The organism is Devosia sp. LjRoot3 (assembly GCF_964252865.1).
GTDB lineage: Bacteria > Pseudomonadota > Alphaproteobacteria > Rhizobiales > Devosiaceae > Devosia.
Genome location: NZ_CAXUPK020000003.1, coordinates 184,165 through 206,520 on the forward strand (window position 1 = coordinate 184,165; position 22,356 = coordinate 206,520).

A 22,356-nucleotide genomic window follows, 5' to 3' on the forward strand; every position below is an offset into this window, starting at 1 on the left:
CGTCATGTTCGACACCCGGCTCAATGGCGGGGCCGAAGCCCCCTTCCGGGCGGAGGTCGACGGTTTTCTGATCGGCGATGTGGCACTGGGCCAATGCAGCGCTCCCGCCCAATGGTTCGACCGCTCGCGCCGCAAGATCGAACGCGACAATCTCGATCACATCATGCTCCAGTTCTATACGGAGGGAAGCTGCGGCCGCCGCGACGGCAGCTCCGACGAAGTGACACGGCCCGGCGATCTCTGGGTGACCGACCTGGCACAACCGCTGGCATCGGGCACCACCGCCTTCGCCAATCTCAACATCATTCTTCCCCGGCGGATCATCGCGCCACTGCTGACCCAGCCTCAGTCGCATCATATGAGCATCCTCTCGGGGCGCGATCCGCTCGTGATCCTGCTCCGCAGCCACCTGCAGGCTCTGCTGACCACCGCGCCAGACCTGCGCGAGGAAGATGCCATGGCGATTCTGGGCCCCACCGTTGCGCTGGCTGCCGCGGCCCTCAACGGCAAGGTCGAGGAAGCCAGTGCGACGCCGTTCACCTCGGCAATCATGAGCACGATCCGCCGCCATATCGAGCTGCATCTCGCCAATCCCGCGCTTTCAGCGGCATCCGTGGCGCAGCGTTTCGGCATGTCGGAGCGCAAGCTCTACTATCTTTTCGAGCCATTCGGCGGCTTTGCCACCTATGTCCAGGACCGTCGCCTGCATCGGTGCTACCTGGCCCTGATCGACCCCGAACTGCGCCAGCGGACCATTGCCGACATCGCCGAATCCCTCGGCTTCCTGCACCCAAAAAGCTTCAGCCGCGCATTCAGCCGAAAAATGGGAATGACCGCCCGCGAAGTTCGCGCCCTGGCAGACCAGCGCGACAAGCTACCCATCGCCCGCCAAACGAACGACCAGTGGTGGAACTGGATCACCCAGATGCGCTGAGTCCCGGCTCAAGCTGTCGAGACCCGAATCCGTCGAAGAAAAGCCGACGCGGCAGCGCACTACCCGCAAAACCAAAGACAGCATCAGCCCAAGGACCGTGCCGCCTAATGTTAGGCGTGCAGAGAAGCGTTAGGGCGACGCAGCGCCGCTGCCGCTTGGGTCACGGACCAAAGGCCATATGCTCGCGAGAAGCACCAGTAAGCGATGCCGAGCCCAGGGATCACCAATACCAGCCCGAAAAGACCCATGCCCGCGATCATCCCGCCGCCGATTGCTGCGATGATCAGCCCGATGATGCCAAAGAGCGCAGCGCCGAAAATGCCAACACCGTAGTTGGCAAGTGCGCCAACACGAAGCGCGTCGCCGATTTGGACAGCATAGATCAGCCAAGCGTTGCCGATCCTCTTCATCGCAAAGGATGTGTCGTGATCACCGCCCTCACGGAAGTACGGATCGATTGCAGCGTCCACATTTACGTTCTTCAGCATCTGGCCGTCGTTGAACGTCGCCGCTCCGTAGAGCGAGAACCCGGTATTTGCCGTGCTGGTGCCGAACGACTCGATACCGCCAGTCTTGATGTCGATGATCTGTCCGCCAACCGTCTTCTGAATAATCGTCATTGATGCCCCCAGAGCTTTGCAGGCACCGTAGCAAGCTGACCTTGCTAGATATTCTTCTAGCGAAGGCAAAGGCCACCGGCTTCGATCACGATTCGTTAATCATGTGTGAGCGGGCGAAGGGACTCGAACCCCAACCCAGTTCTTGAACCAGCTCCGAGGGATTTCATGGGGCCATTCCGCGCGCCCAATTTTTGGAGAGGCACTTCCAAAATTCGGCAAAGCCGCAAGATGCTTGGTGCGCCCAGAGGGACTTGAACCCCCAACCAGACCGTTATGAGCGGTCGGCTCTAACCATTGAGCTATAGGCGCATCCCGGTTTTCCTAGGGTCTGGGACCGCGAGAGGCAAGCTGATTTTCTCGGCCACCCGTAATTGTTCCCTTCTATCCCCGACGAGGGACCGGCCTTCCCGTTGGCCCGTCCTTGCAACCCCGGATGCCCGAGCGCACAGTAGAGAAATCACCAGGCACAGGCTTTTGATTTTCTGCGAGTGCTTTCGTTTGCTCGAATTTGCCGCCTCCTAGCGGGCGACGATGACTTCGACGCCACGCTTCTCGAATTGCATCCGATCCTCGTCGGTAATTCCGTCATCGGTAATCAGCGTATGCACCAATTCCACGCCTCCCAGGGCGGAAAACGACACGCGCCCGATCTTGGTGGAATCGGCCAGCAGATACACATGCGAGGCCGCCTTCACCATGGCCCGCTTGACGTAAATGTCCCCAATGGCCGGGTAAGTCAGGCCCACGTCGAACGAAACCCCGGCCGTCGCCAAAAACAGCTTTTGCGCATAGATGCCGACGAAGAATTCGACCGATTTTTCGCCACTCAGGCTCAACGTCGGCGCCTTGAATTGCCCCGCCGGCATATGCACCGTATTGGTCGGAATCGCCCCCAGGATCAACGCGATGTTCAGCGCATTGGTGATGATGTTAAGATCCTGCCGCGACTTCAGATTTTCGGCAAACTGCGTCGTCGTCGTGCCCGAGTCGATGATCAGCGTATCATTGTCCGAAACCAGCGCCGCTGCCGCCATGCCGATGGCGTGCTTCTTGTCCATATTCTGCACATGCTGCAGCGTCATGGACTGCACCTGCTGCGGAATGGACTTCAAATAGGCCCCGCCATGCTCGCGGGTAATATTGCCGTCAGCTTCCAGCCGCTCCAGATCCTGCCGGATCGTCGCTTCCGAAACGCCGAACGCTGAGGAAAGATCGCGAACCCTCGCGCTTCCTTCTTCCTGCAGCCATTCGAGAATGCGCATGCGCCGCGGTTCTGCCAGTAATTGCGGCGCGCCACCTGCTTGCGCCTCGCCGCCACTCCGCCGTCCGCCCCTTGGTTTCTGCGCCATTTATCCCCGCCCTCTTTATCGTGCTACCATATCGCCTTGTCGCCGCGTGTCCGCAATCTCTGATGCTTCTCAAGGCTAGAAAAAGGTGGAGAAACGACCTCTCCCGCGCGACCTTCTGCACCATTCGAAACACGAAACGCAAAAAATCACAAATTTTCCGTATTGCACGAAAGCAAAGCAAGCGGTACCAACCATACAAGAGCATCCCGCCTCGGCATTTTTCGTCGAGGCAATTGCCGACGGAGGTTCCCTTGCCATCACCCGCCGCACCCCTCAAGAATGACCTCGTGGGCGATATCGCCGCGCAGGCTTTGTGGATACGCCGCCGCAGCTTTCAGATGGTCTATGAGGCCCAGCAAGGCCACCCCGGCGGCGACTTCAGCGCCACCGATATTCTCGCGACGCTCTATTTCGGCGTCATGCGCTACGATCCGAAGAACCCAACCGATCCCAAGCGCGACCGCTTCGTCATGAGCAAGGGCCATTGCACCGGCGCATTCTATTCGGTTCTCGCCCGCGCCGGCTATTTTCCGGAAGCAGACCTGACGACCTATATGGAGCCGCTCTCCAAGCTCAACGGCCACCCCAACCGCAATTATCTCCCCGGCGTTGAAACCAATACCGGCCCCCTCGGCCACGGTCTCCCCGTTGCCCTCGGCATCGCCATTGCCGGCCAGATCGACAATGCTGATTTCCGCACCTTCGTGCTCACCGGCGACGGTGAATTGCAGGAAGGCAGCAATTGGGAAGCAGCCCTCACCGGCGGCCACCGCAAGCTCGAAAACCTGACCCTGATCATTGACCGCAATCGTCTCCAGCAGGGCGCCCGCACCGAGGAAACCGCCTCGCTCGACCCGCTGGATGACAAGTGGCGCGCCTTCGGCTGGCATGTCGAAGTGGTCGATGGCCACGACCATGCCCAGCTTCTCAAAGTGCTCTCCGCCTCCCCCAAGGGCCGCGGCAAGCCGCTCTGCGTCATTGCCAATACCTTTAAGGGCAAGGGCGTCAGCTTCATGCACGACAACGTCGCCTGGCACCATGGCGTGCCGACCAAGGAACAATACGAACAAGCCATGCGGGAACTCGTCTGATGAGCGCTGCTGCCCCCTCCAAAGCCGGCCTGTTCGATTGCCGCGACAGCTTTGCTTCAACGATCGAAGCGCTCGCCGAAGCCGATCCGCGCATCGTCACCGTCGTCAGCGATAGCGTCGGCTCGTCCAAGCTCGGCGGCTTCAAGAAGAAATTCCCCGAGCGCATGGTCAATGTCGGCATTGCCGAGCAGACTCTGGTCGCGGTCGGCGCGGGCCTTGCCAATGGCGGCAAGGTACCTTTCGTCTCCGCCGCCTCGTGCTTCATCACCGGCCGCGCGCTCGAACAGGTGAAGGCCGACATTGCCTATTCCAACGTCAACGTAAAGCTGATCGGCCAGTCCTCCGGCGTCGCCTATGGCGAACTTGGGCCCACGCATCACTCGATCGAAGACCTCGCCTGGCTTCGTCTCTTCAACAATCTCAAACTCATCGTCCCCGCCGACCCCTGGCAGACCGCCGAAGCCATCAAGGCCGCCGCTGCCTATGACGGCCCGGTGTTTGTCCGCGTCAGCCGCATGGCCGTCCCTGCCCTCGACCGTCCGGCTGGCGCCACCTTCGAAATCGGCAAGGCCGAAACCCTCGTCGAAGGCTCCGACGCCACCATCATCGCCAACGGCACCATGGTCCACCGCGCCGTCGCCGCCGCGAAAACCCTCGCCGCCGAAGGCATCTCTGCCCGCGTCGTCAACATGGCCACCGTCAATCCACTCGACGAAGCCGTCATTGCCGCCGCCGCCGACACCGGCGCCATCGTCACCGTTGAAGAGCATTCCGTCCGCGGCGGCCTCGGCGGCGCCGTTGCAGAAGTGGTCATCTCGACCAATCCCGTGCCCATGCGCATCCTGGGTTTCCCCGGCTTCGTGCCAACCGGCTCGGCCGCTTGGCTGTTCGACAATTTCGGGCTCAACGAAACCGGCATTGCCGACGCCGTACGCCAGACCATCGCGCGCAAAAGATGACCAGCGAGCTGATCCTCGCCATCGACCAGGGCACCACTAACACCAAAGCGTTGTTAGTGGACGCCTCCGGCCGTGTGCTGCACCAAGCTTCCGTACCCAACGTTGTCGCCTACCCCCAGCCCGGCTGGGCCGAGCAGTCCGCCACCGCTCTGGTTGATGGCGTCAAAACCGTTATTGCCGAAGTCGTCGCCAAGGCGGGTGATGCCAATATCGCCGGCATCGGCATTTCCAACCAACGCGAGTCCATCCTCGTGTGGGATGCCGCGTCAGGCGAGCCCATCGGCCCCGTCGTCATCTGGCAGTGCCGCCGCTCCGCGCCAAAGTGCGACGCTCTCCGCGCCGCTGGCCACGCCGAAACCATCGAAGCCAAAACCGGCCTCGCCCTCGACCCCCTCTTCCCCGCCGCCAAGATCGCCTGGCTGCTCGACAACACCCCCGGCGCCCGCGCTCGTGCCGAAAGGGGCGAACTCCGTGTCGGCACAGTCGACTCCTGGCTCCTCTGGAACCTCACGGGCGGCCAAACCCACGCCACCGACCATTCCAACGCCTCCCGCACCCAGCTTTTCAATACCGAGACGCTGACCTGGGACGCCGACCTCTGCGCTCTGTTCGGCGTGCCGCAGAACATGCTGGCCGAAGCGCGCTCTTCCGATTCCGAGTTTGGCCGTGTCGCCGAAGGTGTCTGCGCCCTCAGCTCCGGCGTGCCCATCCGCGCCATGATTGGGGATTCCCACGCTGCCCTCTTCGGCCACGGCGTCCGCGCGCCGGGCACGGTCAAAGCCACCTACGGCACCGGCACCTCGCTGATGGCCCTGACGCCAAACCGCGTCCGCTCCACCCACGGCATCTCCAGTACCATCGCCTGGAGCCAGGGCGGAAAAGTCCAGCACGCCCTTGAAGGCAACATCTCCGTCTCGGGCCAGACCGCCGCCTTCACCGCCGAACTCCTCGGCCTCCCCGATGCCGCCGCCCTCTCGGCCCTCGCCGAAACCGTCCCGGACAGCAACGGCGTGTCCTTCGTCCCCGCCCTTGTCGGCCTCGGCGCCCCCTATTGGCGCGCCGACGCCCGCGGCACCATCACCGGCATGTCCCTCGGCACCAAGCCGGCCCACCTCGCCCGCGCCGCCTTGGAAGCCATCGCCTTCCAGGTCGCCGACGTCTATTCCGCCATGGAAGCCGACATGGGCTCACCCTTGGGCGAACTCCGCGCCGATGGCGGCGCCTCGCGTAATCCGGTCGTGATGCAGTTCCAGTCCGACATTCTCGGCCGTCCCGTTGCCGCCGCCGCCGCTCCCGAAGTCAGCGCCCTCGGCGCCGCCGCCCTCGCCTTCTCGTCCCTTGGCATTTCCATGCCGGGCGTCCCCGCCGCCGGCCACTTCACGCCGCAGATGGACGCCGAAAGTAGCAAAAGACATCGCCAGCGCTGGCAGTCCGCCGTGACCCAGACCCTGGCCACCCAAAACCAACAAAATTCCGGAGGAACCCCATGACCACCCCACGTTTCGGTGCCGGCATCTGGCACTTCGCCACCTATCTCGACCGCTACGCCACCGACGGCTATGGCCAGCCGCGCAACATCATCGAAGCCATCGACATCGCCGGCCAGGTGAAAGACCTGTCCGTCGTCGATCTCAACTGGCCCTATTTCGGCGGTGAATTCTCCGACACCGAGATCAAGACGGCGCTCGACCGTAACAATCTCAAGGTCATCGGCATCACGCCTGAAATCTACACGCGCGAATTCGTCAAAGGCGCCTTCACCAATCCCGACGCCGGCGTTCGCCGCCGCGCCCACGAACTGATCACCGACGCCTGCAACGTCGTCCGCTTCCACAAGGCCGACTACGTAAAGCTCTGGCCCGGTCAGGACGGCTGGGACTACCCCTTCCAGGTCGACTATTCGACCCAGTGGCAACGCTCGCTCGACGGCGTCGGCCAACTCGCTAGCGAAAACCCGGACCTCAAATTCGTCATCGAATACAAGCCGCGCGAACCCCGCGTTCGCATGAGCTTCGGTTCGGTCGCCCGCACCATTCTCGGCATCGAAAAGATCGGCTTGCCCAATATCGGCATCCTGCTCGATTTCGGCCACGCCATCATGGGCGGCGAATCCGCCGCCGACTCCGCCCAGCTCGCCATCGACCACGGCCGCCTCTTCGGCATGGACGTCAACGACAACTACCGCTCCTGGGACGACGACCTCGTCGCCGGCAGCCTCCATCCGCTCGAACTCTTCGAGTTCTTCTACGTCCTCAAGAAGAACAACTGGAATGGCGTCTGGCAGCTCGACCAGTTCCCCTTCCGCGAAGATTCCGTCGCCACCGCCACCCACGCCATCGATTTCCTCAAGGCCGCAGCCAAGGGCCTCGACCGCCTCGATTTCGAAGCCCTGCAGGAAGCTCAGAGCCGTCACGACGCCATCGGCGCCATGAAAATCGCCCAAAAGGCCCTCTTCAGCGCCCTGGGAGAGCAGGAATGACCAGCCTCCCCCGCGAAAAGCGCGCCCGCCTGATCCTGAACACCGACGCCAAGAACGAAGCGGACGATCAGTTCACGATCGTCCACGCCCTTCTTACCCCGACCTTCGACTTCCACGGCATCATCGCGGCCCACTTTGGCGCGCACCGCTCCAAAACCTCGATGCTCGATAGCCGCGCCGAGATCGACCTGCTCCTGAAGCTCATGGACCTCGAAGGCCGTATCCCCGTCGCCAATGGCGGCGCCACGGCCCTCCCCGATGAAAACACACCGGTCCCCTCGCCCGGCGCCCAGATGATCATCGACGAAGCCTTGAAGGACGACGATCGTCCGCTCTACGTCGCCTTCCTCGGCCCCCTGACCGACATGGCCTCCGCCATCCTGATGGAACCGCGCCTCAACGAGCGCAACGTCATCTGCGTCTGGATCGGCGGCGGCGTCTGGCCCTCGGGCGGCCGTGAATTCAACCTCATGAACGACATTGCGGCGGCCAACGTCGTCATGCGCTCAAAAGTCCAGGTCTGGCAGATTCCGTCCACCGTCTATCGCATGATGTCGGTGAGCTATGCCGAGCTGCAGGAGCGCTGCGAAGACAAGGGCGCCATCGGCAAATACCTCGTCGACCAGCTCATCGACTGGAATCTTCGCGTGCACCAGGGCCCGATCGAACACCGCTCCCTCGGCGACACCCCGGCCCTCTCGGTGATCCTCAACCCGATGGGCGGCACCTATGACTGGCGCCCCGCCCCCGAGTTCTCGCCGCAGATGCACTACATCCACAATGGCCAGCACCGTCCGATCAAGGTCTACGACACGATCGACATCCGCTACATTCTGGAAGATTTCTACGCCAAACTCGCCCGCTTCCACCGCGGCGTTCAGGGTCTGGCCAACTTCGGCTGAGATGCCTACCCAACCACCGACCAGACACCTCCCCCTTGACGGGGGAGGATGGGAGGGGGTGCGGGAGCCACGATTCCCGAGCGGGTTAACACCTCCCCAACCCTCCCCGTCAAGGGGAGGGTGCCCCATCGAGTTAGCCAAAGCTTCGTTGGCCCTTCCCTTCCCTCCCCATCCATGGCACCTCAGGCCACCACTCCACCCCGAGGCCACCATGCGCGACGGAGACATCATTCACGGCCTGGCCCGCGGCCTCGCCGTCATCGAATGCTTCGACGAAAACCACGCCCGCATGTCGATCACCGAGGTCGCCAACCGCACGGGCCTCGAACGCGCCACGGCCCGGCGGTGCCTCCTCACCCTCGTCCACCTCGGCTACGCCACTTATGACGGAAAGTTCTTCCAGCTCACCCCGCGCGTGCTGAACCTCGGCCACTTCTATCTGGCGGCGAACACCCTGCCCCAGATGATCCAGCCCTTCCTCGACGAACTTTCTGACGCCACCGGCGAAAGTGGTTCCGCCGCCGTCCTCGACGGCACCGACATTCTCTACGTCGCCCGCGCCTCCACCCGTCGCGTCATGTCGATCAATCTCGGCCCCGGCGCCCGGCTCCCCGCCTATTGCACCTCCATGGGCCGCATCCTCCTCGCCGCCCTGCCGCCCGAGGAAGCCCGCGCCATCCTCGATCGCTCGGACCTGATCGCCTATACCAGCCGCACCAAGGCCGATCTCCCCAGCATCACCACCGAGCTGGCCGTCGTCGCCGCCCAGGGCTTTGCCGTCATCGATCAGGAGCTTGAACTCGGCCTCTGCTCCATCGCCGTGCCGCTCTACAATTCCGCCGGCAAGACCATCGCCGCCCTCAATATCGGCGCCCAGACCGCCCGCGCCTCCACCTCGCGCATGATCGCGAGCTTCCTGCCCCTGATGCGAAAGATCCAGTCCGACCTCCGCCCGCTTCTGCGCTGAGCGAGGAACGAACTGTCACAATTGCCGACTAAGCTCATGCCCGACAGACCGGTAAACTTGGCTTCCGCAGAGTCACAAAACACCCCGTCACATTGTGTCACACAACTGTTATTCACAAAATTATCCTGTGAAATCAGTAACTTCATCTGTCACAAACCAGTCACCTATCTGCAATAAAACCGTCGCTGGGCCCCAATATGGTCTGCCGCGTCACAGGGCGGCCTCAAGCAACGGCTGGCCATGTTCCAGAACCGAATTCCGAAAGGGAACTTTCATGAAGACCGCACTTTTCGCCAGCGTCGCCGTTGTTGCGCTCGCCGCCTTCGGCACGCCTGCCGCTTTCGCCCAGTCGCGCGACACCATCCAGATCGCCGGCTCCTCGACGGTCCTGCCCTTCGCCTCCATCGTCGCTGAAGAATTCAGCGCCGTGTTCCCCGAATTCAAGACCCCGGTTGTCGGTTCCGGCGGCACCGGTGGCGGCCTGAAGCAGTTCTGCGAAGGCACCGGCGACAACACCATCGACATCGCCAATGCTTCGCGTCAGATCAAGGACGCCGAACTCGAGGCCTGCACCGCCGCTGGCGTGACCGACGTTCGTGAAATCCAGTTCGGCTTTGACGGCATCGTCTTCGCCTCGGCCGCTGCCGGCGCTGATTTCGCCCTGACCCCGGTTCAGGTCTACAAGGCCATCGCTGCCAAGGTCTATGTTGATGGCGCTCTCGTCGACAACCCCTACAAGACCTGGAACGAAGTCGACGCCGCGCTCCCGGCCCAGCCGATCTCGCTCGCCATCCCGGCCTCGAACCACGGCACCCGTGAAGTCTTCCAGGAAAAGGTTGTGACCGCTGGTTTCAAGGAAGCTGGTCACCCCGAAGGTCTGTCTGAAGACGAAGTGAAGGCCCTCGAAACCACCTTCCGCCAGGACGTGGTCATCGAAATCTCGGGCGACTACACCGAGACCCTCGCTCGCCTGAACTCCGATCCGAACACTGTCGGCGTCTTCGGCCTGTCCTTCTACGAACAGAACACCGACACCCTCAAGGTTGCGACCGTCAACGGCGTCGTCCCGACCAAGGAATCGGTTGCCGCTGGTGAATACCCGGTCTCCCGTCCGCTGTTCTTCTACGTCAAGGGTCAGCACATCGGCGTGATCCCGGGCATCGAAGAATACGTCCAGTTCTTCCTCTCGGAAGGCATTTCGGGCAATGGCGGCACTCTCGAAGCCGCTGGCCTGATCCCGCAGCCGGCCGACAAGACCGCTGAAGTTCTGGCCGCCTTCGAAGCTGGCGCTCAGTAATAGACCTGTCGCGGGTCGCACCATTCCGGTGCGGCCCGCTCTTTCGTTTTCCCGCGGGGGCGCATCGCGATGAATGCTCTGGTCGTAGCCGGCGTACTAATTGTCCTTCTAGGCATTTCCTATCAGACCGGCTGGTCGAAGAGCCGGAACCTCGTGACTGCCGATGGCGTCAAGGTCCACTCTCGTCCGCAATATCACGGCTCCTTCACCGCGATCTGGGCCATGATCCCGGCGCTGGTGATCCTGCTGCTCTGGGCCTGGCTCGGCGGCGGCGTCACCCACAATTACATTGTCTCCCTGATCCCGCAGGATACGCTCGTCTCGCTCGATCAGGTCGGCCTCAATGCCACCGTTGGCCGTATCCAGGCGATCGCCTCGGGTTATGGCGTGGCTGGCGAAATCGCACCCTATGAACAGTCCGCCGGCGACGCCCTGCGCTCGTTCAATTTCATCACCTTTGCTGGCACGCTCGTGCTCGCCGTCGTCGCTGGCGGCGCCGGTCTCATCTACGCCCGCTCCCGCATTACGGCGCGCCTCCGGGCCCGCAATTCGGTCGAGCGCGTCGTCAATGTCCTGCTGCTCGCCTGTTCTGCCGTCGCCATCCTGACCACGGTGGGCATCGTCGCCTCGCTCGTCACCGAGGCGCTGCGCTTCTTCACCTTCATCAATCCGCTCGATTTCTTCTTCGGCACCGTCTGGGCACCCAACAATGCCGGCGGCGACAATCACGGCTCCTATGGTCTCCTGCCGCTGCTCGCCGGCACGCTGATGATCACCGCCATCGCCATGCTGGTTGCTGTGCCTGTCGGTCTCCTCTCGGCAATCTATCTCAGCCAGTACGCGCCAAAGTCCTTCCGTGCTGTCGCCAAGCCGCTGATCGAAATTCTCGCCGGCATCCCGACCATCGTCTTCGGTTTCTTCGCCCTCGTCACGGTCGGCCCCTTCCTTCGCGATTTCGGCAATGCCATTGGGCTCCAGATCAGCGCCACCTCGGCCCTGACGGCGGGTGTCGTCATGGGCATCATGATCATCCCCTTCGTGTCATCCCTCTCCGATGACATCATGAACCAGGTGCCCCGCACCCTGCGCGATGGTGCCTATGGCCTGGGCGCCACCCAGTCCGAGACGATCCGCAACGTCCTCCTGCCCGCCGCCCTCCCCGGCATTGTCGGCGCCTTCCTCCTCGCCGTCAGCCGCGCCATTGGCGAAACCATGATCGTGGTGCTCGCCGCCGGTAACGCCCCGATCCTGCGCGGCAGCCCGTTCGAGCCGGTCTCGACCATCACCGTTTCCATCGTCAACCAGCTCACCGGCGATACCGATTTCACCGGCCCGCAGTCCCTGGTTGGCTTTGCCCTTGGTCTCACGCTCTTCGTCGTGACCCTCTGCCTCAACATCTTCGCCCTCTACATCGTCCGCCGCTTCCGGGAGCAGTACGAATAAAATGGCTACCGATATTCAGACTTTCCCCGAAAAAGCCTCGTCGGACCGCACCCGTATCATTCGCGCCGGCCTGCGTCGCCGCCACCTGAATGAGCAGATTTTCCGCGGTCTCGGCATCGCCGCCATTGCCGTCGCGCTCGGCTTCGTTGCCCTCCTCTTCGTGGACGTGTTCCGCAAGGGCATCCCGGCCTTCGTCCAGTCCAACCTGCACCTGTCGGTGACCTTCGACGCTGAAGTCATCGATGTCGGCCCGGCTCCGGCACGCGGCGATTTCGCCTCCGACGCCGAGTACACCGCCGCCAGCCTCAAGTGGCAGCGCGAGCTGGCCATGCTGAACTGGAACACCATCGTCGAAGCCTCCCTGCGCAAGGCTGCGCCGGAAGGTTTTGAGATCGACAGCAAGCAGATCCAGACGATCCCGGAAACCAACGCTCGTCACCAGATCCGCGAAATGTTCGTGGCCAATCCGTCCCTCCTCGGCCAGACCGTGGACGTCGACGTGCTGGCCTCCGCCAATGCCGCCAACTGGATCCGGGGCAATATCAACCGCGATCTCGGCGACGCTCAGCAGCAGCTTTCGGCGCCGGCCCGCCAGCTCATCGATACCTTCGTTGACAATGGCACGATCTCGAACGGCTTTGCCTGGACGATCTTCACCAATGTGGATAGCCGCTCGGCTCCCGCCTCCGCTGGTCTCCTTGGCGCCTTTGTCGGCACGCTCTGGATGATGCTGATCGTCATCGTGCTCGCCGTGCCGATCGGGGTTGCTGCCGCCATCTATCTCGAAGAGTTCGCGCCCAAGTCCCGCCTCACCGACCTCATCGAAGTCAACATCAACAACCTCGCCGCCGTCCCTTCGATCGTTTTCGGTCTCCTCGGCGCGGCGGTGTTCATCAACTGGTTCCACCTGCCGATCTCGGCTCCGCTGGTCGGTGGTCTGGTGCTGACCCTGATGACCCTGCCCACCATCATCATCGCCACCCGCGGCGCACTGATGGGCGTCTCCCCGGCCCTGCGCCAGGCGGCCCTGGGCATGGGCGCATCCAAGACGCAGATGGTCTTCCACCACGTCCTGCCAACGACCTTCCCGTCGATCCTCACGGCCACCATTCTCGGCGTCGCCCACGCTCTGGGCGAAACCGCGCCGCTCCTGCTCATCGGCATGAAGGCCTTCGTGGCCTCGGTCCCCGCGACGCCGCTCGATCAGGCCACGGCCCTCCCCGTCCAGATCTATCTCTGGCAGGGCAACGAAAACCGCAATTTCTTCGAACCCCGCACGGCCGCTGCCATCATGGTGCTGCTGGCGGTCATGATCCTGCTGAACGGCGTAGCGATCTATCTCCGCTCGCGCCTTGAAAAGCGTGCTTAAGGATGAGCCAAATGGATATGCTTGCCGGCAAGGTTAAGAAGACTTCCCTGAATCTGGACTCCGCCATGAACCCGACTGATGTGCTCGAACGCCCCATCCGCCTCACCGCTCGCGACGTGACCGTCCACTACGGCACCAAGCAGGCCCTGCACGGCATTTCGATCGACATCCCCGATCGCGCCGTCACTGCGTTCATCGGACCCTCGGGCTGCGGCAAGTCGACGTTCCTGCGCTGCATCAACCGCATGAACGACACCATCGAAGGCGCCAAGGTCGGCGGCACCATCAAGCTCGACGGCGAAGACATCTACGCCCCCGCGCTTGACGTCGTCGAACTGCGCGCCCGCATCGGCATGGTCTTCCAGAAGCCGAACCCCTTCCCCAAGTCGATCTACGACAACGTCGCCTATGGCCCCCGCATCCATGGTCTCGCCCGCAACAAGGCCGACCTCGACGAAATCGTCGTCTCGTCCCTGCGCAAGGCGGGCCTCTTCGAAGAAGTGAAGGATCGCCTGCAGGAGCCCGGCACCGGTCTCTCCGGCGGCCAGCAGCAGCGCCTCTGCATTGCCCGCGCCATCGCGGTCGGTCCGGAAGTGATCCTCATGGACGAGCCCTGCTCGGCCCTCGACCCGATCGCCACCGCCGTCATCGAAGAGCTGATCGACGAACTGCGCGAAAACTACACCATCGTCATCGTGACCCACTCGATGCAGCAGGCAGCCCGCGTTTCCCAGCGCACCGCCTTCTTCCACCTCGGCAACCTGATCGAACAGGGCCCGACCGAGGACATCTTCACCAATCCGGTGAACAAGCAGACCCAGGACTACATCATGGGCCGCATCGGCTGATCGCGGAACGAGGAACCAACATCATGCCCAATACCGCATCCGATCACATCGTCTCGTCCTTCACCGACGAACTCAACGCCCTGGCCCAGACCATTGCCGAAATGGGTGGCCAGGTCGAAGTCGCCATCGAGAACGGCACCAAGGCCCTTCTCAAGCTCGACCGCGAGCTGGCTGACCTCACCATCATCGCCGACCAACGCATCGACGACATGCAGCGCAAGATCGACGACATGTGCGTCTCGATCATCGCCCGCCGCCAGCCCATGGCCTCGGACCTGCGTTCGATCGTCACCGCCATCCACGTCGCCAACGACCTGGAACGCGTCGGCGATATGGCCAAGCAGCTTGCCCGTCGCTCGCTGAAACTCGAAGGCATCAACCTGCAGCCGACCTTCTACAACGGCGTCAAGAACATGACTGCCCTTGTCCTGCGTCAGCTCAAGGACGCCCTCGACGCCTATGCCAACCGCGACGCAGCCGCGTCGGTCGAAGTGTGCAACCGCGACGACGAAGTCGACGCCATGCACACCTCGCTGTTCCGCGAACTTCTGACCTACATGCTGGAAGATCCGCGCAACATCACCACCTGCACGCATCTGCTGTTCTGCGCCAAGAACCTCGAACGCATCGGCGACCACGCGACCAACATCGCCGAACGCGCCTACTACCTGCAGACCGGCAAGCAGCTGACCGCTGACGTGCAGGAACTGCACCGGACCCAGATCAAGGCATAGCCACTCTCGCCTTGTAACTACCCCAAACCAGCCACCATTTTCCTCAGGGGGCAGCAGAGGAAGATGGTGGCAAAAACAATGAAATGACGGCAGCATGCGGCTGCCGATCGATGGAGCACGCCTATGCCCGCGACCATTCTCGTTGTCGAAGACGAGGGCGATATCGCCATTCTGCTGCGTTACAACCTCGAAGCCGAGGGTTTCCGCGTCGTCACCGCTGAAACCGGCGACGAGGCCCAGCACGCTATCGCCGAAAAGCTGCCCGACCTGATCCTGCTCGACTGGATGCTGCCCGAAATCTCCGGCATCGAACTCTGCCGCCGGCTCCGCGCCCGCGAAGAAACCTCGCGCATCCCGGTGATCATGCTCACCGCCCGCGGTGAAGAAGAAGAACGCGTCCGGGGCCTCTCGACCGGCGCCGACGACTACGTCGTAAAACCCTTCTCGGTCCCTGAGCTGGTTGCCCGCATCCACGCCCTCCTCCGCCGCGCCAACCCCAATCTGGTGACCGCAGCGCTGAAGGTCGGCGATCTCGAACTCGACCGCACCACCCACCGCGTCCGCCGCTCCACCCGCGACGTGCACCTGGGCCCCACCGAATATCGCCTGCTCGAATATCTCATGCGCCATCCCGGCCGCGTCTATTCGCGCGAGCAGCTTCTCGATGGCGTCTGGGGCAATGACGTCTATGTCGACGAGCGCACCGTCGACGTCCATATCGGCCGCCTCCGCCGCGCCATCAATCGCGGCCGCGAAAACGACCCGATCCGCACCGTCCGCGGCGCCGGCTACGCCTTCGACGAACGCTTCGGCCAACCAGCCTGAAGCCGCAAACTCGTTTATCTCAGCCTATCCCCGTAGCCCTCATGGTGAGGTGCGAAGCGCAAGCGTAGCCTCGAACCACGAGGGCGTGCCCCGATGCCTGGGTGCCACGCCCTCGTGGTTCGAGGCTTTACCCTGCAAGGCACCTCATCATGAGAGCCACTGCGAGATCGCGCCCTCACGCACCCGTTAACGTTTCGCTAACGATAACATTGCCTCCTCCCTCCAAAGCAGGGTAGCAAGGTCCGTCGGGGCCGAAAGGGTCGTGACGCCTCGATTGCCCAGTTCAGGACCGCCTCGCACATGACACCAGCTTTCCTCGTCACCCACTCCGGTGGTTTCCATGCCGATGAATTGCTGTCGAGCGTCATCCTGACCCGGCTGTTCCCCGCTGCCGAGATCGTGCGCAGCCGCGCGCCGGAGTGGATCACCCCTGCCCCCGATCGCATCATCTACGATGTCGGCGGCGCTTATGACGCCGAGGCCCGCATTTTCGATCACCACCAGCGCGGCGCACCGCTGCGCGACGATGGCCAGCCCTACAGTTCCTTTGGCCTTGTCTGGAAGCATTTCGGCCGCGACTACATCGCCTCCTTCGATGTTCCCGCTGAGCATGTCGAAAGCGTGCATGCCTCGGTGGATGGCAATCTCGTCCTGCCTATCGATCTCGTCGACAACGGCGCCGCCAGCCCCTCGGGTCCGCTGGCCGGCCTGTCGCTCTCTTCGCTCCTCGAAACCCTGAAACCTGACTTCGACGACCGCGACGCCGAGGCCGATCAGCAGGCGTTCCACAAGGCACTCATCATCGCCCGCAGCTTCGTCGAGGCGGCCGTCGCCCGCAGCGCGGCAAAGCTCCGCGCCGAGGCCCTCGTGACGAAGGCGATCGAGGCCACCGGCCCCGGTCGCGTGCTTGAACTGCCCATGGGCATGCCCTTCCGCGCCGCCATCGTGAAGGCCGGCGCCGATCACCTGCTCTTCGTCGTCCATCCGCGCGACAAGGACTGGTGCCTCACCGGCATCCGCCGCAGCGACGAGGGTTTTGAGCTGCGCGCCGATCTGCCCGCCGCCTGGGCGGGTCTCACCAACCATGATCTGGAAGTCGCCAGCGGCGTCGAAGGCGCCACCTTCTGCCACAACGGCCGTTTCATCGCCGCCGCCAAGACCCGGGCCGCCGCCCTCGCCATGGCCGACATCGCCGTGGCCGAAGCAATCGGCAGCCGCGCGGCCTGAGCGGCCCGGTTTCGGGACAAAGCCATACCTAGGAACAGGTATCTAAGGCGCCCCGGGCAAATCCCGCAGATTGCGACGTGGTTTAGACATCACAACCCCACTTCTCGGGTTGGCAGCGCCGACCGGGCCTGATAACGAAGTGCACCGATCACAGATCGACTCCGCCTGCCATTCATGGAGAAGGCGCACACCAAGTTAGGAAATTTTTTGCAGGTCCAGGTACGCGACAACAATGTCGACCAAGCCCTCCGCGTTCTCAAGAAGCGTCTTCAGCGCGAAGGCGTCTTCCGCGAGATGAAGCTCCGCAAGTATTTCGAGAAGCCCTCGGAAGCTCGCGTGCGCAAGAAGGCCGAAGCCATCCGCCGCAACCGTAAGGCTGCGCGTAAGCAGGCTATTCGCGAAGGTCTGATTGCTGCGCCCAAGCGTCCCGCAGGAAGCTTCGGCGGCCGTCCCGGTTCGGCTCCGCGTTCGCAGGCCTAAAACCTATATCCAGAACTGGTATCCAGTTCGGAACAAGCAAACGCCGGCCATATGGCCGGCGTTTTTATTGGCGCGTCCTGCGCGCCTGGCCGATGGTTTCCATCTGCCGATGCAGGGAGCGGATCTGGTCCGGCCCAAGCGTTTGTCCGCCGATCTTGAGCAAGGCGCCGTGAAGGCTCACGGGCGCTGCCTGTTCCATGGCGAACCGGATGGCCTTGGCGGCCGAGGAAAAGCGCCGCGCACCCTGTGCGAGTGCCGTTGCGGCGTCGCTGCCGAGGAACAGTTCCCCCGGAGCGCTTAGTATATGCGTATTCATTTCAGTCTTTCTTCCGGCCAGAGGCCGGCATTAGCCCGGCGCGAGTCGCGCCAGGGGCGGCATATTCGTGCACGTTATTGCATCGTGATTGTCTCACCCTCGTGACAACAACTGCCACGACCGGGAGATCAACCGACGCAAACCTTGAAGGGTGAGTGCGCTTACCGCTTGTTTACGGCGATGCTGAAGACGCTTGCGCCTTCGACATAGGCCGATTTGGACGCGTCGCTGGGCGAAAGATCGCCCTCTTCGACAACGCGTTCATTGGTCTCGCCGCGCGATTTTACCCGATACAGTACCGGGCCAGTCTCATGTGGGAGACACGAGATCACTTCGCAAGGGCCTGCAGGCCGATTGCTGTGACGCGGGGCGGAGCGCAGGTCGAGCATCTGGCCGACTTTATAGAGGTGAGACATCGAGCGCTCCTTTGGAAACCGGGGCGCAACCGCCCCGGCCAAACTCAAACACTAGCGTTTTCAGAAAGAGGCGAACCGCCTTCCGGTTTGAAAACGCTGCACAGCAAAGCCTGGTACACGTCGCGACCTCGAGGAGATCGCGATACGCGTCTTAGGCGAGCTGCACGTTGATTGCGGATTCACGACCGTCACGACCCTTTTCGAGGTCGAAGGTCACCTTCTGGCCGTCGGCAAGGCTGGAAATACCAGCACGTTCCAGCGCAGAAATGTGGACGAAGGCATCCTTACCGCCGCCATCGGGCGAGATAAAGCCGAAGCCCTTGGTCGAATTGAAGAATTTCACGGTGCCGTTGATCATTGGCGTCCTCATGAATTGGCTCGAAGCGGTGCAAGCGAGCGGTTCCCCTGCAGCAACATGCTACAGAAGCCTATTAACGTTTGCAGTTCGGAAGGAAAGCCAAGCAACCGGATCGGCCGGCAGGGTCAGTTCGCCAACGGGGGCAGAAAACGTATTCTCCAATAGTCTACGTCAAATGCGCCAAAGTCAAGGCGCGTGCGCCAAGCGCCCCGGCTGGCCCCGCTCAAGCCCGCTTGGCCCGCTGCACCAATGCATCGAACTGCTGCAGGAAGTTAGAGCGGTCCTTTGCCGAAAAAGCCGCATTGAACCCCCGGCTTTCCCCGGTTTCGCGCAGGTGCTGGTTCAGGTCCCGCATTGCCAGCGCCATGCCGATTGTATCGGTCGTAAAGAGTTTTCCCGTCGGCCCGATCGCCGCCCCGCCCTTGGCAAGGATCCGGCTCGCCAGCGGAATATCCGCGGTCACCACCAGGTCGCCCGGCACCGAATTCTCGACGATCCAGTCATCTGCCGCGTCCGCACCCTGCGGCACCATCACATTCCGCACCATCGGATCACGCGATGGTCGAAGCCCGAAATTGGCTACATAAGTGATCACCAGCCCATGCCGCTCGGCCACTCGCGCCGCCTCGTCCTTCACCGGACAGGCATCGGCATCGACGAAAACTGCAACCATGGCTACACCTCCGGGCTGTCGCGCAGCGGCGTCGTATCATCGAGTGGCACGGTCTGCCGCTCGATCATCCGGTGCACCACCGGCATGCCCGGTCCGCGATGCAGCGCCCGCAATTGCTCGGTATTATCCGCATCCGCCTTGGTGCGCCGAAGATTGTGCCGGACATAGTCGACCCAGGTCGGCACATGATAGCTCTCCACCCAGATGTAGGGCTTTTCGAGGTCGCGCAGCAGTCCCCACTGCCTTGCGCCATCGCGAATGCGGATACGCCGCCGCTCGCTCATCAGTGCCAGGAAGCGCGGAATATCCTCCTGCGCGATCTGGTAGTCGATCATGATCATGATCGGTCCGCTGCGCGGCATCAGGTCGAGTTTCAGCAGCGGCTCGTTGAACGTATCGAGCGGATTTAGATCACGCTCATTGAACTGCGGCAGCGGCAGCCTCAACCCCACCAGCAGACAAAGCACCAGCACGCCCGCCGCCAGCACCAGCGCCCATTGCGGATCGGCCGCGTCAGCCGTCATGCCCCAGACCCAGCTCCCCCCGGCCATGCCACCAAAGGTCGCCGTCTGATAGAGCGACAGCGCCCGCCCCACCACCCAGCGCGGTGCAGAAAGCTGGATCGACACATTGAACAGCGAGAGCGACAGCACCCAGCAGGCCCCCGCTGGCAACAGCACAAAGTGGCTCAACAACGGATCACGGCTGAACGCCAGCCCCAGACAGCTCAGCGCAAAGCCAAGACAGGCAATGCGTACAATGGCCTCATTGGAAAACCGCTGCCGCACTCGCCCATTGAGAACCGCACCGGCAATGGCCCCGAGCCCGAAACAACCCAGCAGCGTGCCATAGACCAGCGCGCCACCGCCCACATATTCCTCAGCCACCGAAGGCAGCAGCGCCATGATGACGATGGCAGCAAAGCCGAACAGAAAGCCGCGGAACAGCACCGACAGCAGGTTCGGGGACAGCGACACATAGCGCACGCCGGCCCACATGGCGCTGCCCAGGTGCTCGCGCGGCAGCCGCGCCTTGACCCTCTGCGGCTTCCACCGCCAAAGCGCCCCAATCAACGCCAGATAGGACACCGCGTTCACGGCAAAGGCCGCACTCGCCCCGGCAAAAGCCACGATCATGCCACCGACGGCCGGGCCGACGCTGCGCATCATGTTAAAACCCATGGCATTGAGCGTCACCGCACCCGGCAGGTCCTCGCGCGGCACGATATCGCCCATCGATGCCTGCCAGGACGGATTGAACAGCGCCGTGCCGCAGCCAATGAGAAATGTAAATGTCAGCAACAGCCAGGGATTGAGCAGCCCGAACCAGGCCGTCACCGCCAGCAACAACGACACCACGGCCATGCAGCTCTGCGCCACCAGCATCACGCTGCGCCGGTCAAAATTATCCGCCAGCGCCCCGGCCGCGATGGAGAACACCATGATCGGCAGCGTGTTCGACGCCTGCACCAGCGCGACCATATTGTGCGACGTGGTCAGCGTCGTCATCATCCAGCCCGCGCCGACCGCCTGTACCAATCCCCCGAGATTGGAGAACAGGGTCGCCAGCCACAGAGTACGAAAAGTCTCGTGACGGAATGGCGCCAGAATGGATGCGCGCTCAGACATGTGATTCAACTCCTGCCCCTGTCATGGGCGAGTCAGAGACAGGTGGCAAGCTTCGAACCGTGCCGCAGGCAAAATCGCTCCAGTGGAGCGATTTTTGGTGAGAAGGCCACGAGGGCTGCGCCCGAATGGCGGTAAAGCGTCCCACAGCTCAAATGATGCCAGCGGCGCGATTTGAGCTGTGAAGGCCATGAGAGCTAAGCTCGAATGGCGGTGAACGTGCAACAGGGCAAACCATGCCTGGCGGTCAGCGACCACCCACACCACCACCACCATACCTCCTCCCCCGCCTCCTCCTTCTCTCCTCCTCCTTCTCTCCTCCTTCTATCCTCCTTCTCTCCTCCCCCTCTCCTCCTCCCCCAAAAAAGCTCACCCCAAACGACCGATGCCACTCGCGCCGAATCCCTTTGTTTCCGGCCCGCTCCTCCCTAAACTCTCCCCACCCTCCTCCTATTCGAATCGCACCATGACCTCTCCCCCAACCCAGCGGACCAACCCGCTGCATCTGCTCGCGGCCTTTGCCAGCGGCGGCCTCCTCACCCTGGCGATTTTCGTCAACGGCGAAGCCGGCCGCTTCGGCGGCGCCATGTTCTCCTCCTGGCTGGCGCACGGCGTCGGCACTGTGGTGGCTATTGTCTTCCTCGCCGTCGCCTGGCGCGGCCAGCGCGCCGCGGCCGCTGAAGCCACGACGAAAATCGGCAAGGCCCCGCTCTGGGCCTATCTCGGTGGCATCTGCGGCGCCGCCACGGTCATGTTGACCTCCACATCGGTCAATTCGCCCCTCGCGCTCGCCGGTACCCTCGCCCTTGGCCTCGCCGGTCAGGTCGTCCTCAGCCTTGCCGCCGATTTCTGGGGCCTCCTCGGCCTGCCCAAGCGCCGCCTCGACCTGCGCGATGCGGGCGCGGTCATCCTCATCGCTGCCGGCAGTCTCCTCATCATCCTCTTCGGGCTTGGCGCAGCATGATCATCCCCATTCTCGCCGCCTTCGCCGCCGGTCTCCTCGTCATCCTCAGCCGCCAGGTCAACGGCCGGCTCTCGATGTCGACGACGCCGCTGATCTCCTCCTTCTGGAACCACTTCGTCGGCTTCGTCTTCCTCACGGTCGTCGGCCTCGTCCTCGGCGGCCTCATCCCCGCCAACATCGCCGAAATGCCCTGGTGGATTTACACCGGCGGCGCCATCGGCGTCGTCTTCGTCGCCTCCGGCTCCTGGCTCATCACCCGCATCGGCGCCGTCAATTCGACCCTGCTCGTGATCGCCGGCCAGATGGTGTTCGGAGTGATCTTCGATCTCCTGCGCGGCGCACCCGTGACAATCTGGGCCGCCGCCCTTGGCGTTGTCCTGATCCTCGCCGGCATGTGGCTCACACAGCGCAAACGGTAACAGTCTGCTAACGAAAACGGGGCCCATTGGGCCCCGTTGCTAACTCGATTTTCGCGCCGTC

24 protein-coding genes and 1 tRNA gene are annotated in these 22,356 nt (G+C 62.9%); 17 read left to right on the top strand and 8 right to left on the bottom strand.

The features are described from left to right. The first annotated feature begins 4 nt into the window (after positions 1–4). Positions 5–934: a helix-turn-helix domain-containing protein gene (locus ACSQ2A_RS11845; RefSeq protein ID WP_436072414.1), complete on the top strand. Its 930-nt coding sequence runs from the start codon at positions 5–7 to the stop codon at positions 932–934. A 110-nt stretch (positions 935–1,044) separates the two neighbouring features. On the opposite strand, the gene ACSQ2A_RS11850 is transcribed toward ACSQ2A_RS11845, so the two are convergent. From ACSQ2A_RS11850 to ACSQ2A_RS11860, 3 genes are all read right to left on the bottom strand, one after another. Then, the gene (locus tag ACSQ2A_RS11850) at positions 1,045–1,554 is read right to left on the bottom strand and encodes a hypothetical protein (protein WP_436072415.1); all 510 of its coding nucleotides are present in this window, start codon (positions 1,552–1,554) and stop codon (positions 1,045–1,047) included. 233 nt (positions 1,555–1,787) lie between these two features. Further along, positions 1,788–1,863: transfer RNA gene (locus ACSQ2A_RS11855), tRNA-Ile, on the bottom strand. 209 nt (positions 1,864–2,072) lie between these two features. Beyond that, on the bottom strand, positions 2,073–2,903 hold the full coding sequence (locus ACSQ2A_RS11860) for a DeoR/GlpR family DNA-binding transcription regulator (protein ID WP_436072416.1): 831 nt from the start codon (positions 2,901–2,903) through the stop codon (positions 2,073–2,075). Positions 2,904–3,241: 338 nt separating this feature from the next. Here ACSQ2A_RS11860 and ACSQ2A_RS11865 point away from each other — a divergent pair, with 338 nt between their 5' ends. From ACSQ2A_RS11865 to rpsU, 14 genes are all read left to right on the top strand, one after another. Continuing rightward, a complete protein-coding gene (locus ACSQ2A_RS11865; RefSeq protein ID WP_295412602.1) occupies positions 3,242–3,994 on the top strand; it encodes a transketolase in 753 nt (250 codons plus the stop codon). Continuing rightward, complete coding sequence (locus ACSQ2A_RS11870) at positions 3,994–4,953, top strand: transketolase family protein (protein WP_436072417.1); 960 nt, start codon at positions 3,994–3,996, stop codon at positions 4,951–4,953. The genes ACSQ2A_RS11865 and ACSQ2A_RS11870 overlap by 1 nt, the downstream gene beginning before the upstream one ends. Then, positions 4,950–6,443 carry an FGGY family carbohydrate kinase gene (locus ACSQ2A_RS11875; protein WP_436072418.1) on the top strand — a complete coding sequence of 498 codons (1,494 nt, stop codon included), beginning with the start codon at positions 4,950–4,952 and terminating at the stop codon, positions 6,441–6,443. The genes ACSQ2A_RS11870 and ACSQ2A_RS11875 overlap by 4 nt, the downstream gene beginning before the upstream one ends. Beyond that, positions 6,440–7,432: a sugar phosphate isomerase/epimerase family protein gene (locus tag ACSQ2A_RS11880; RefSeq protein WP_436072419.1), complete on the top strand. Its 993-nt coding sequence runs from the start codon at positions 6,440–6,442 to the stop codon at positions 7,430–7,432. Before ACSQ2A_RS11875 ends, ACSQ2A_RS11880 begins: the two co-directional genes overlap by 4 nt. Further along, positions 7,429–8,334, top strand: coding sequence for a nucleoside hydrolase (locus tag ACSQ2A_RS11885; RefSeq protein ID WP_436072420.1), 906 nt, complete (start codon positions 7,429–7,431; stop codon positions 8,332–8,334). Before ACSQ2A_RS11880 ends, ACSQ2A_RS11885 begins: the two co-directional genes overlap by 4 nt. Before the next feature lie 211 nt (positions 8,335–8,545). Beyond that, positions 8,546–9,301 (top strand): IclR family transcriptional regulator, encoded by a 756-nt coding sequence (locus ACSQ2A_RS11890; protein ID WP_436072421.1) that lies wholly within the window; start codon positions 8,546–8,548, stop codon positions 9,299–9,301. Positions 9,302–9,575: 274 nt separating this feature from the next. After that, entirely contained in the window at positions 9,576–10,598 is a 1,023-nt protein-coding gene (locus tag ACSQ2A_RS11895; protein ID WP_295412369.1) for a PstS family phosphate ABC transporter substrate-binding protein, read from the top strand. 69 nt (positions 10,599–10,667) lie between these two features. Further along, entirely contained in the window at positions 10,668–12,041 is a 1,374-nt protein-coding gene (pstC, locus tag ACSQ2A_RS11900) for a phosphate ABC transporter permease subunit PstC (protein WP_295412371.1), read from the top strand. Between the two features lies 1 nt (position 12,042). Continuing rightward, the gene (gene pstA, locus ACSQ2A_RS11905) at positions 12,043–13,410 is read left to right on the top strand and encodes a phosphate ABC transporter permease PstA (protein WP_295412373.1); all 1,368 of its coding nucleotides are present in this window, start codon (positions 12,043–12,045) and stop codon (positions 13,408–13,410) included. 65 nt (positions 13,411–13,475) lie between these two features. Further along, entirely contained in the window at positions 13,476–14,258 is a 783-nt protein-coding gene (pstB, locus tag ACSQ2A_RS11910) for a phosphate ABC transporter ATP-binding protein PstB (protein ID WP_295412375.1), read from the top strand. Positions 14,259–14,281: 23 nt separating this feature from the next. Next, positions 14,282–14,992, top strand: a complete 711-nt coding sequence (gene phoU, locus ACSQ2A_RS11915) for a phosphate signaling complex protein PhoU (RefSeq protein WP_295412377.1) — start codon at positions 14,282–14,284, stop codon at positions 14,990–14,992. Between the two features lie 123 nt (positions 14,993–15,115). Next, positions 15,116–15,817 (top strand): phosphate regulon transcriptional regulator PhoB, encoded by a 702-nt coding sequence (gene phoB, locus ACSQ2A_RS11920; RefSeq protein ID WP_035087338.1) that lies wholly within the window; start codon positions 15,116–15,118, stop codon positions 15,815–15,817. 300 nt (positions 15,818–16,117) lie between these two features. Next, positions 16,118–17,044 carry an MYG1 family protein gene (locus ACSQ2A_RS11925; protein ID WP_436072422.1) on the top strand — a complete coding sequence of 309 codons (927 nt, stop codon included), beginning with the start codon at positions 16,118–16,120 and terminating at the stop codon, positions 17,042–17,044. Positions 17,045–17,251: 207 nt separating this feature from the next. After that, on the top strand, positions 17,252–17,524 hold the full coding sequence (gene rpsU / locus ACSQ2A_RS11930) for a 30S ribosomal protein S21 (RefSeq protein WP_295412382.1): 273 nt from the start codon (positions 17,252–17,254) through the stop codon (positions 17,522–17,524). A gap of 64 nt (positions 17,525–17,588) precedes the next feature. On the opposite strand, the gene ACSQ2A_RS11935 is transcribed toward rpsU, so the two are convergent. The 5 genes from ACSQ2A_RS11935 to ACSQ2A_RS11955 form a co-directional block, all read right to left on the bottom strand. Continuing rightward, entirely contained in the window at positions 17,589–17,840 is a 252-nt protein-coding gene (locus ACSQ2A_RS11935) for a hypothetical protein (protein WP_295412383.1), read from the bottom strand. 161 nt (positions 17,841–18,001) lie between these two features. Beyond that, entirely contained in the window at positions 18,002–18,256 is a 255-nt protein-coding gene (locus ACSQ2A_RS11940; RefSeq protein WP_156385665.1) for a hypothetical protein, read from the bottom strand. A gap of 151 nt (positions 18,257–18,407) precedes the next feature. Further along, positions 18,408–18,614, bottom strand: a complete 207-nt coding sequence (locus ACSQ2A_RS11945) for a cold-shock protein (protein ID WP_291416791.1) — start codon at positions 18,612–18,614, stop codon at positions 18,408–18,410. Between the two features lie 223 nt (positions 18,615–18,837). Further along, a complete protein-coding gene (locus tag ACSQ2A_RS11950) occupies positions 18,838–19,287 on the bottom strand; it encodes a YaiI/YqxD family protein (protein WP_436072423.1) in 450 nt (149 codons plus the stop codon). A 2-nt stretch (positions 19,288–19,289) separates the two neighbouring features. Beyond that, a complete protein-coding gene (locus ACSQ2A_RS11955; RefSeq protein WP_295412389.1) occupies positions 19,290–20,915 on the bottom strand; it encodes an MFS transporter in 1,626 nt (541 codons plus the stop codon). Positions 20,916–21,378: 463 nt separating this feature from the next. On the opposite strand from ACSQ2A_RS11955, the gene ACSQ2A_RS11960 reads away from it, so the two are divergent. Beyond that, on the top strand, positions 21,379–21,876 hold the full coding sequence (locus ACSQ2A_RS11960; protein ID WP_295412391.1) for a DMT family transporter: 498 nt from the start codon (positions 21,379–21,381) through the stop codon (positions 21,874–21,876). Continuing rightward, positions 21,873–22,295 (top strand): DMT family transporter, encoded by a 423-nt coding sequence (locus ACSQ2A_RS11965; protein ID WP_295412392.1) that lies wholly within the window; start codon positions 21,873–21,875, stop codon positions 22,293–22,295. The genes ACSQ2A_RS11960 and ACSQ2A_RS11965 overlap by 4 nt, the downstream gene beginning before the upstream one ends. Positions 22,296–22,356: the final 61 nt, after the last annotated feature.

Excerpts from the sequence above, each read along its gene's own strand:
- ACSQ2A_RS11955 (WP_295412389.1), bottom strand. The coding sequence starts at position 20,915 with ATGTCTGAGCGCGCATCCATTCTGGCGCCATTCCGTCACGAGACTTTT.
- ACSQ2A_RS11960 (WP_295412391.1), top strand. The coding sequence starts at position 21,379 with ATGACCTCTCCCCCAACCCAGCGGACCAACCCGCTGCATCTGCTCGCG.
- ACSQ2A_RS11875 (WP_436072418.1), top strand. The coding sequence starts at position 4,950 with ATGACCAGCGAGCTGATCCTCGCCATCGACCAGGGCACCACTAACACC.
- ACSQ2A_RS11950 (WP_436072423.1), bottom strand. The coding sequence starts at position 19,287 with ATGGTTGCAGTTTTCGTCGATGCCGATGCCTGTCCGGTGAAGGACGAG.
- phoB (WP_035087338.1), top strand. The coding sequence starts at position 15,116 with ATGCCCGCGACCATTCTCGTTGTCGAAGACGAGGGCGATATCGCCATT.
- ACSQ2A_RS11860 (WP_436072416.1), bottom strand. The coding sequence starts at position 2,903 with ATGGCGCAGAAACCAAGGGGCGGACGGCGGAGTGGCGGCGAGGCGCAA.
- ACSQ2A_RS11865 (WP_295412602.1), top strand. The coding sequence starts at position 3,242 with ATGGTCTATGAGGCCCAGCAAGGCCACCCCGGCGGCGACTTCAGCGCC.
- ACSQ2A_RS11945 (WP_291416791.1), bottom strand. The coding sequence starts at position 18,614 with ATGATCAACGGCACCGTGAAATTCTTCAATTCGACCAAGGGCTTCGGC.
- ACSQ2A_RS11940 (WP_156385665.1), bottom strand. The coding sequence starts at position 18,256 with ATGTCTCACCTCTATAAAGTCGGCCAGATGCTCGACCTGCGCTCCGCC.
- ACSQ2A_RS11895 (WP_295412369.1), top strand. The coding sequence starts at position 9,576 with ATGAAGACCGCACTTTTCGCCAGCGTCGCCGTTGTTGCGCTCGCCGCC.
- ACSQ2A_RS11845 (WP_436072414.1), top strand. The coding sequence starts at position 5 with ATGTTCGACACCCGGCTCAATGGCGGGGCCGAAGCCCCCTTCCGGGCG.
- ACSQ2A_RS11965 (WP_295412392.1), top strand. The coding sequence starts at position 21,873 with ATGATCATCCCCATTCTCGCCGCCTTCGCCGCCGGTCTCCTCGTCATC.
- ACSQ2A_RS11935 (WP_295412383.1), bottom strand. The coding sequence starts at position 17,840 with ATGAATACGCATATACTAAGCGCTCCGGGGGAACTGTTCCTCGGCAGC.
- ACSQ2A_RS11890 (WP_436072421.1), top strand. The coding sequence starts at position 8,546 with ATGCGCGACGGAGACATCATTCACGGCCTGGCCCGCGGCCTCGCCGTC.
- ACSQ2A_RS11925 (WP_436072422.1), top strand. The coding sequence starts at position 16,118 with ATGACACCAGCTTTCCTCGTCACCCACTCCGGTGGTTTCCATGCCGAT.
- ACSQ2A_RS11880 (WP_436072419.1), top strand. The coding sequence starts at position 6,440 with ATGACCACCCCACGTTTCGGTGCCGGCATCTGGCACTTCGCCACCTAT.
- ACSQ2A_RS11885 (WP_436072420.1), top strand. The coding sequence starts at position 7,429 with ATGACCAGCCTCCCCCGCGAAAAGCGCGCCCGCCTGATCCTGAACACC.
- pstB (WP_295412375.1), top strand. The coding sequence starts at position 13,476 with ATGAACCCGACTGATGTGCTCGAACGCCCCATCCGCCTCACCGCTCGC.
- pstA (WP_295412373.1), top strand. The coding sequence starts at position 12,043 with ATGGCTACCGATATTCAGACTTTCCCCGAAAAAGCCTCGTCGGACCGC.
- ACSQ2A_RS11850 (WP_436072415.1), bottom strand. The coding sequence starts at position 1,554 with ATGACGATTATTCAGAAGACGGTTGGCGGACAGATCATCGACATCAAG.
- phoU (WP_295412377.1), top strand. The coding sequence starts at position 14,282 with ATGCCCAATACCGCATCCGATCACATCGTCTCGTCCTTCACCGACGAA.
- ACSQ2A_RS11870 (WP_436072417.1), top strand. The coding sequence starts at position 3,994 with ATGAGCGCTGCTGCCCCCTCCAAAGCCGGCCTGTTCGATTGCCGCGAC.
- pstC (WP_295412371.1), top strand. The coding sequence starts at position 10,668 with ATGAATGCTCTGGTCGTAGCCGGCGTACTAATTGTCCTTCTAGGCATT.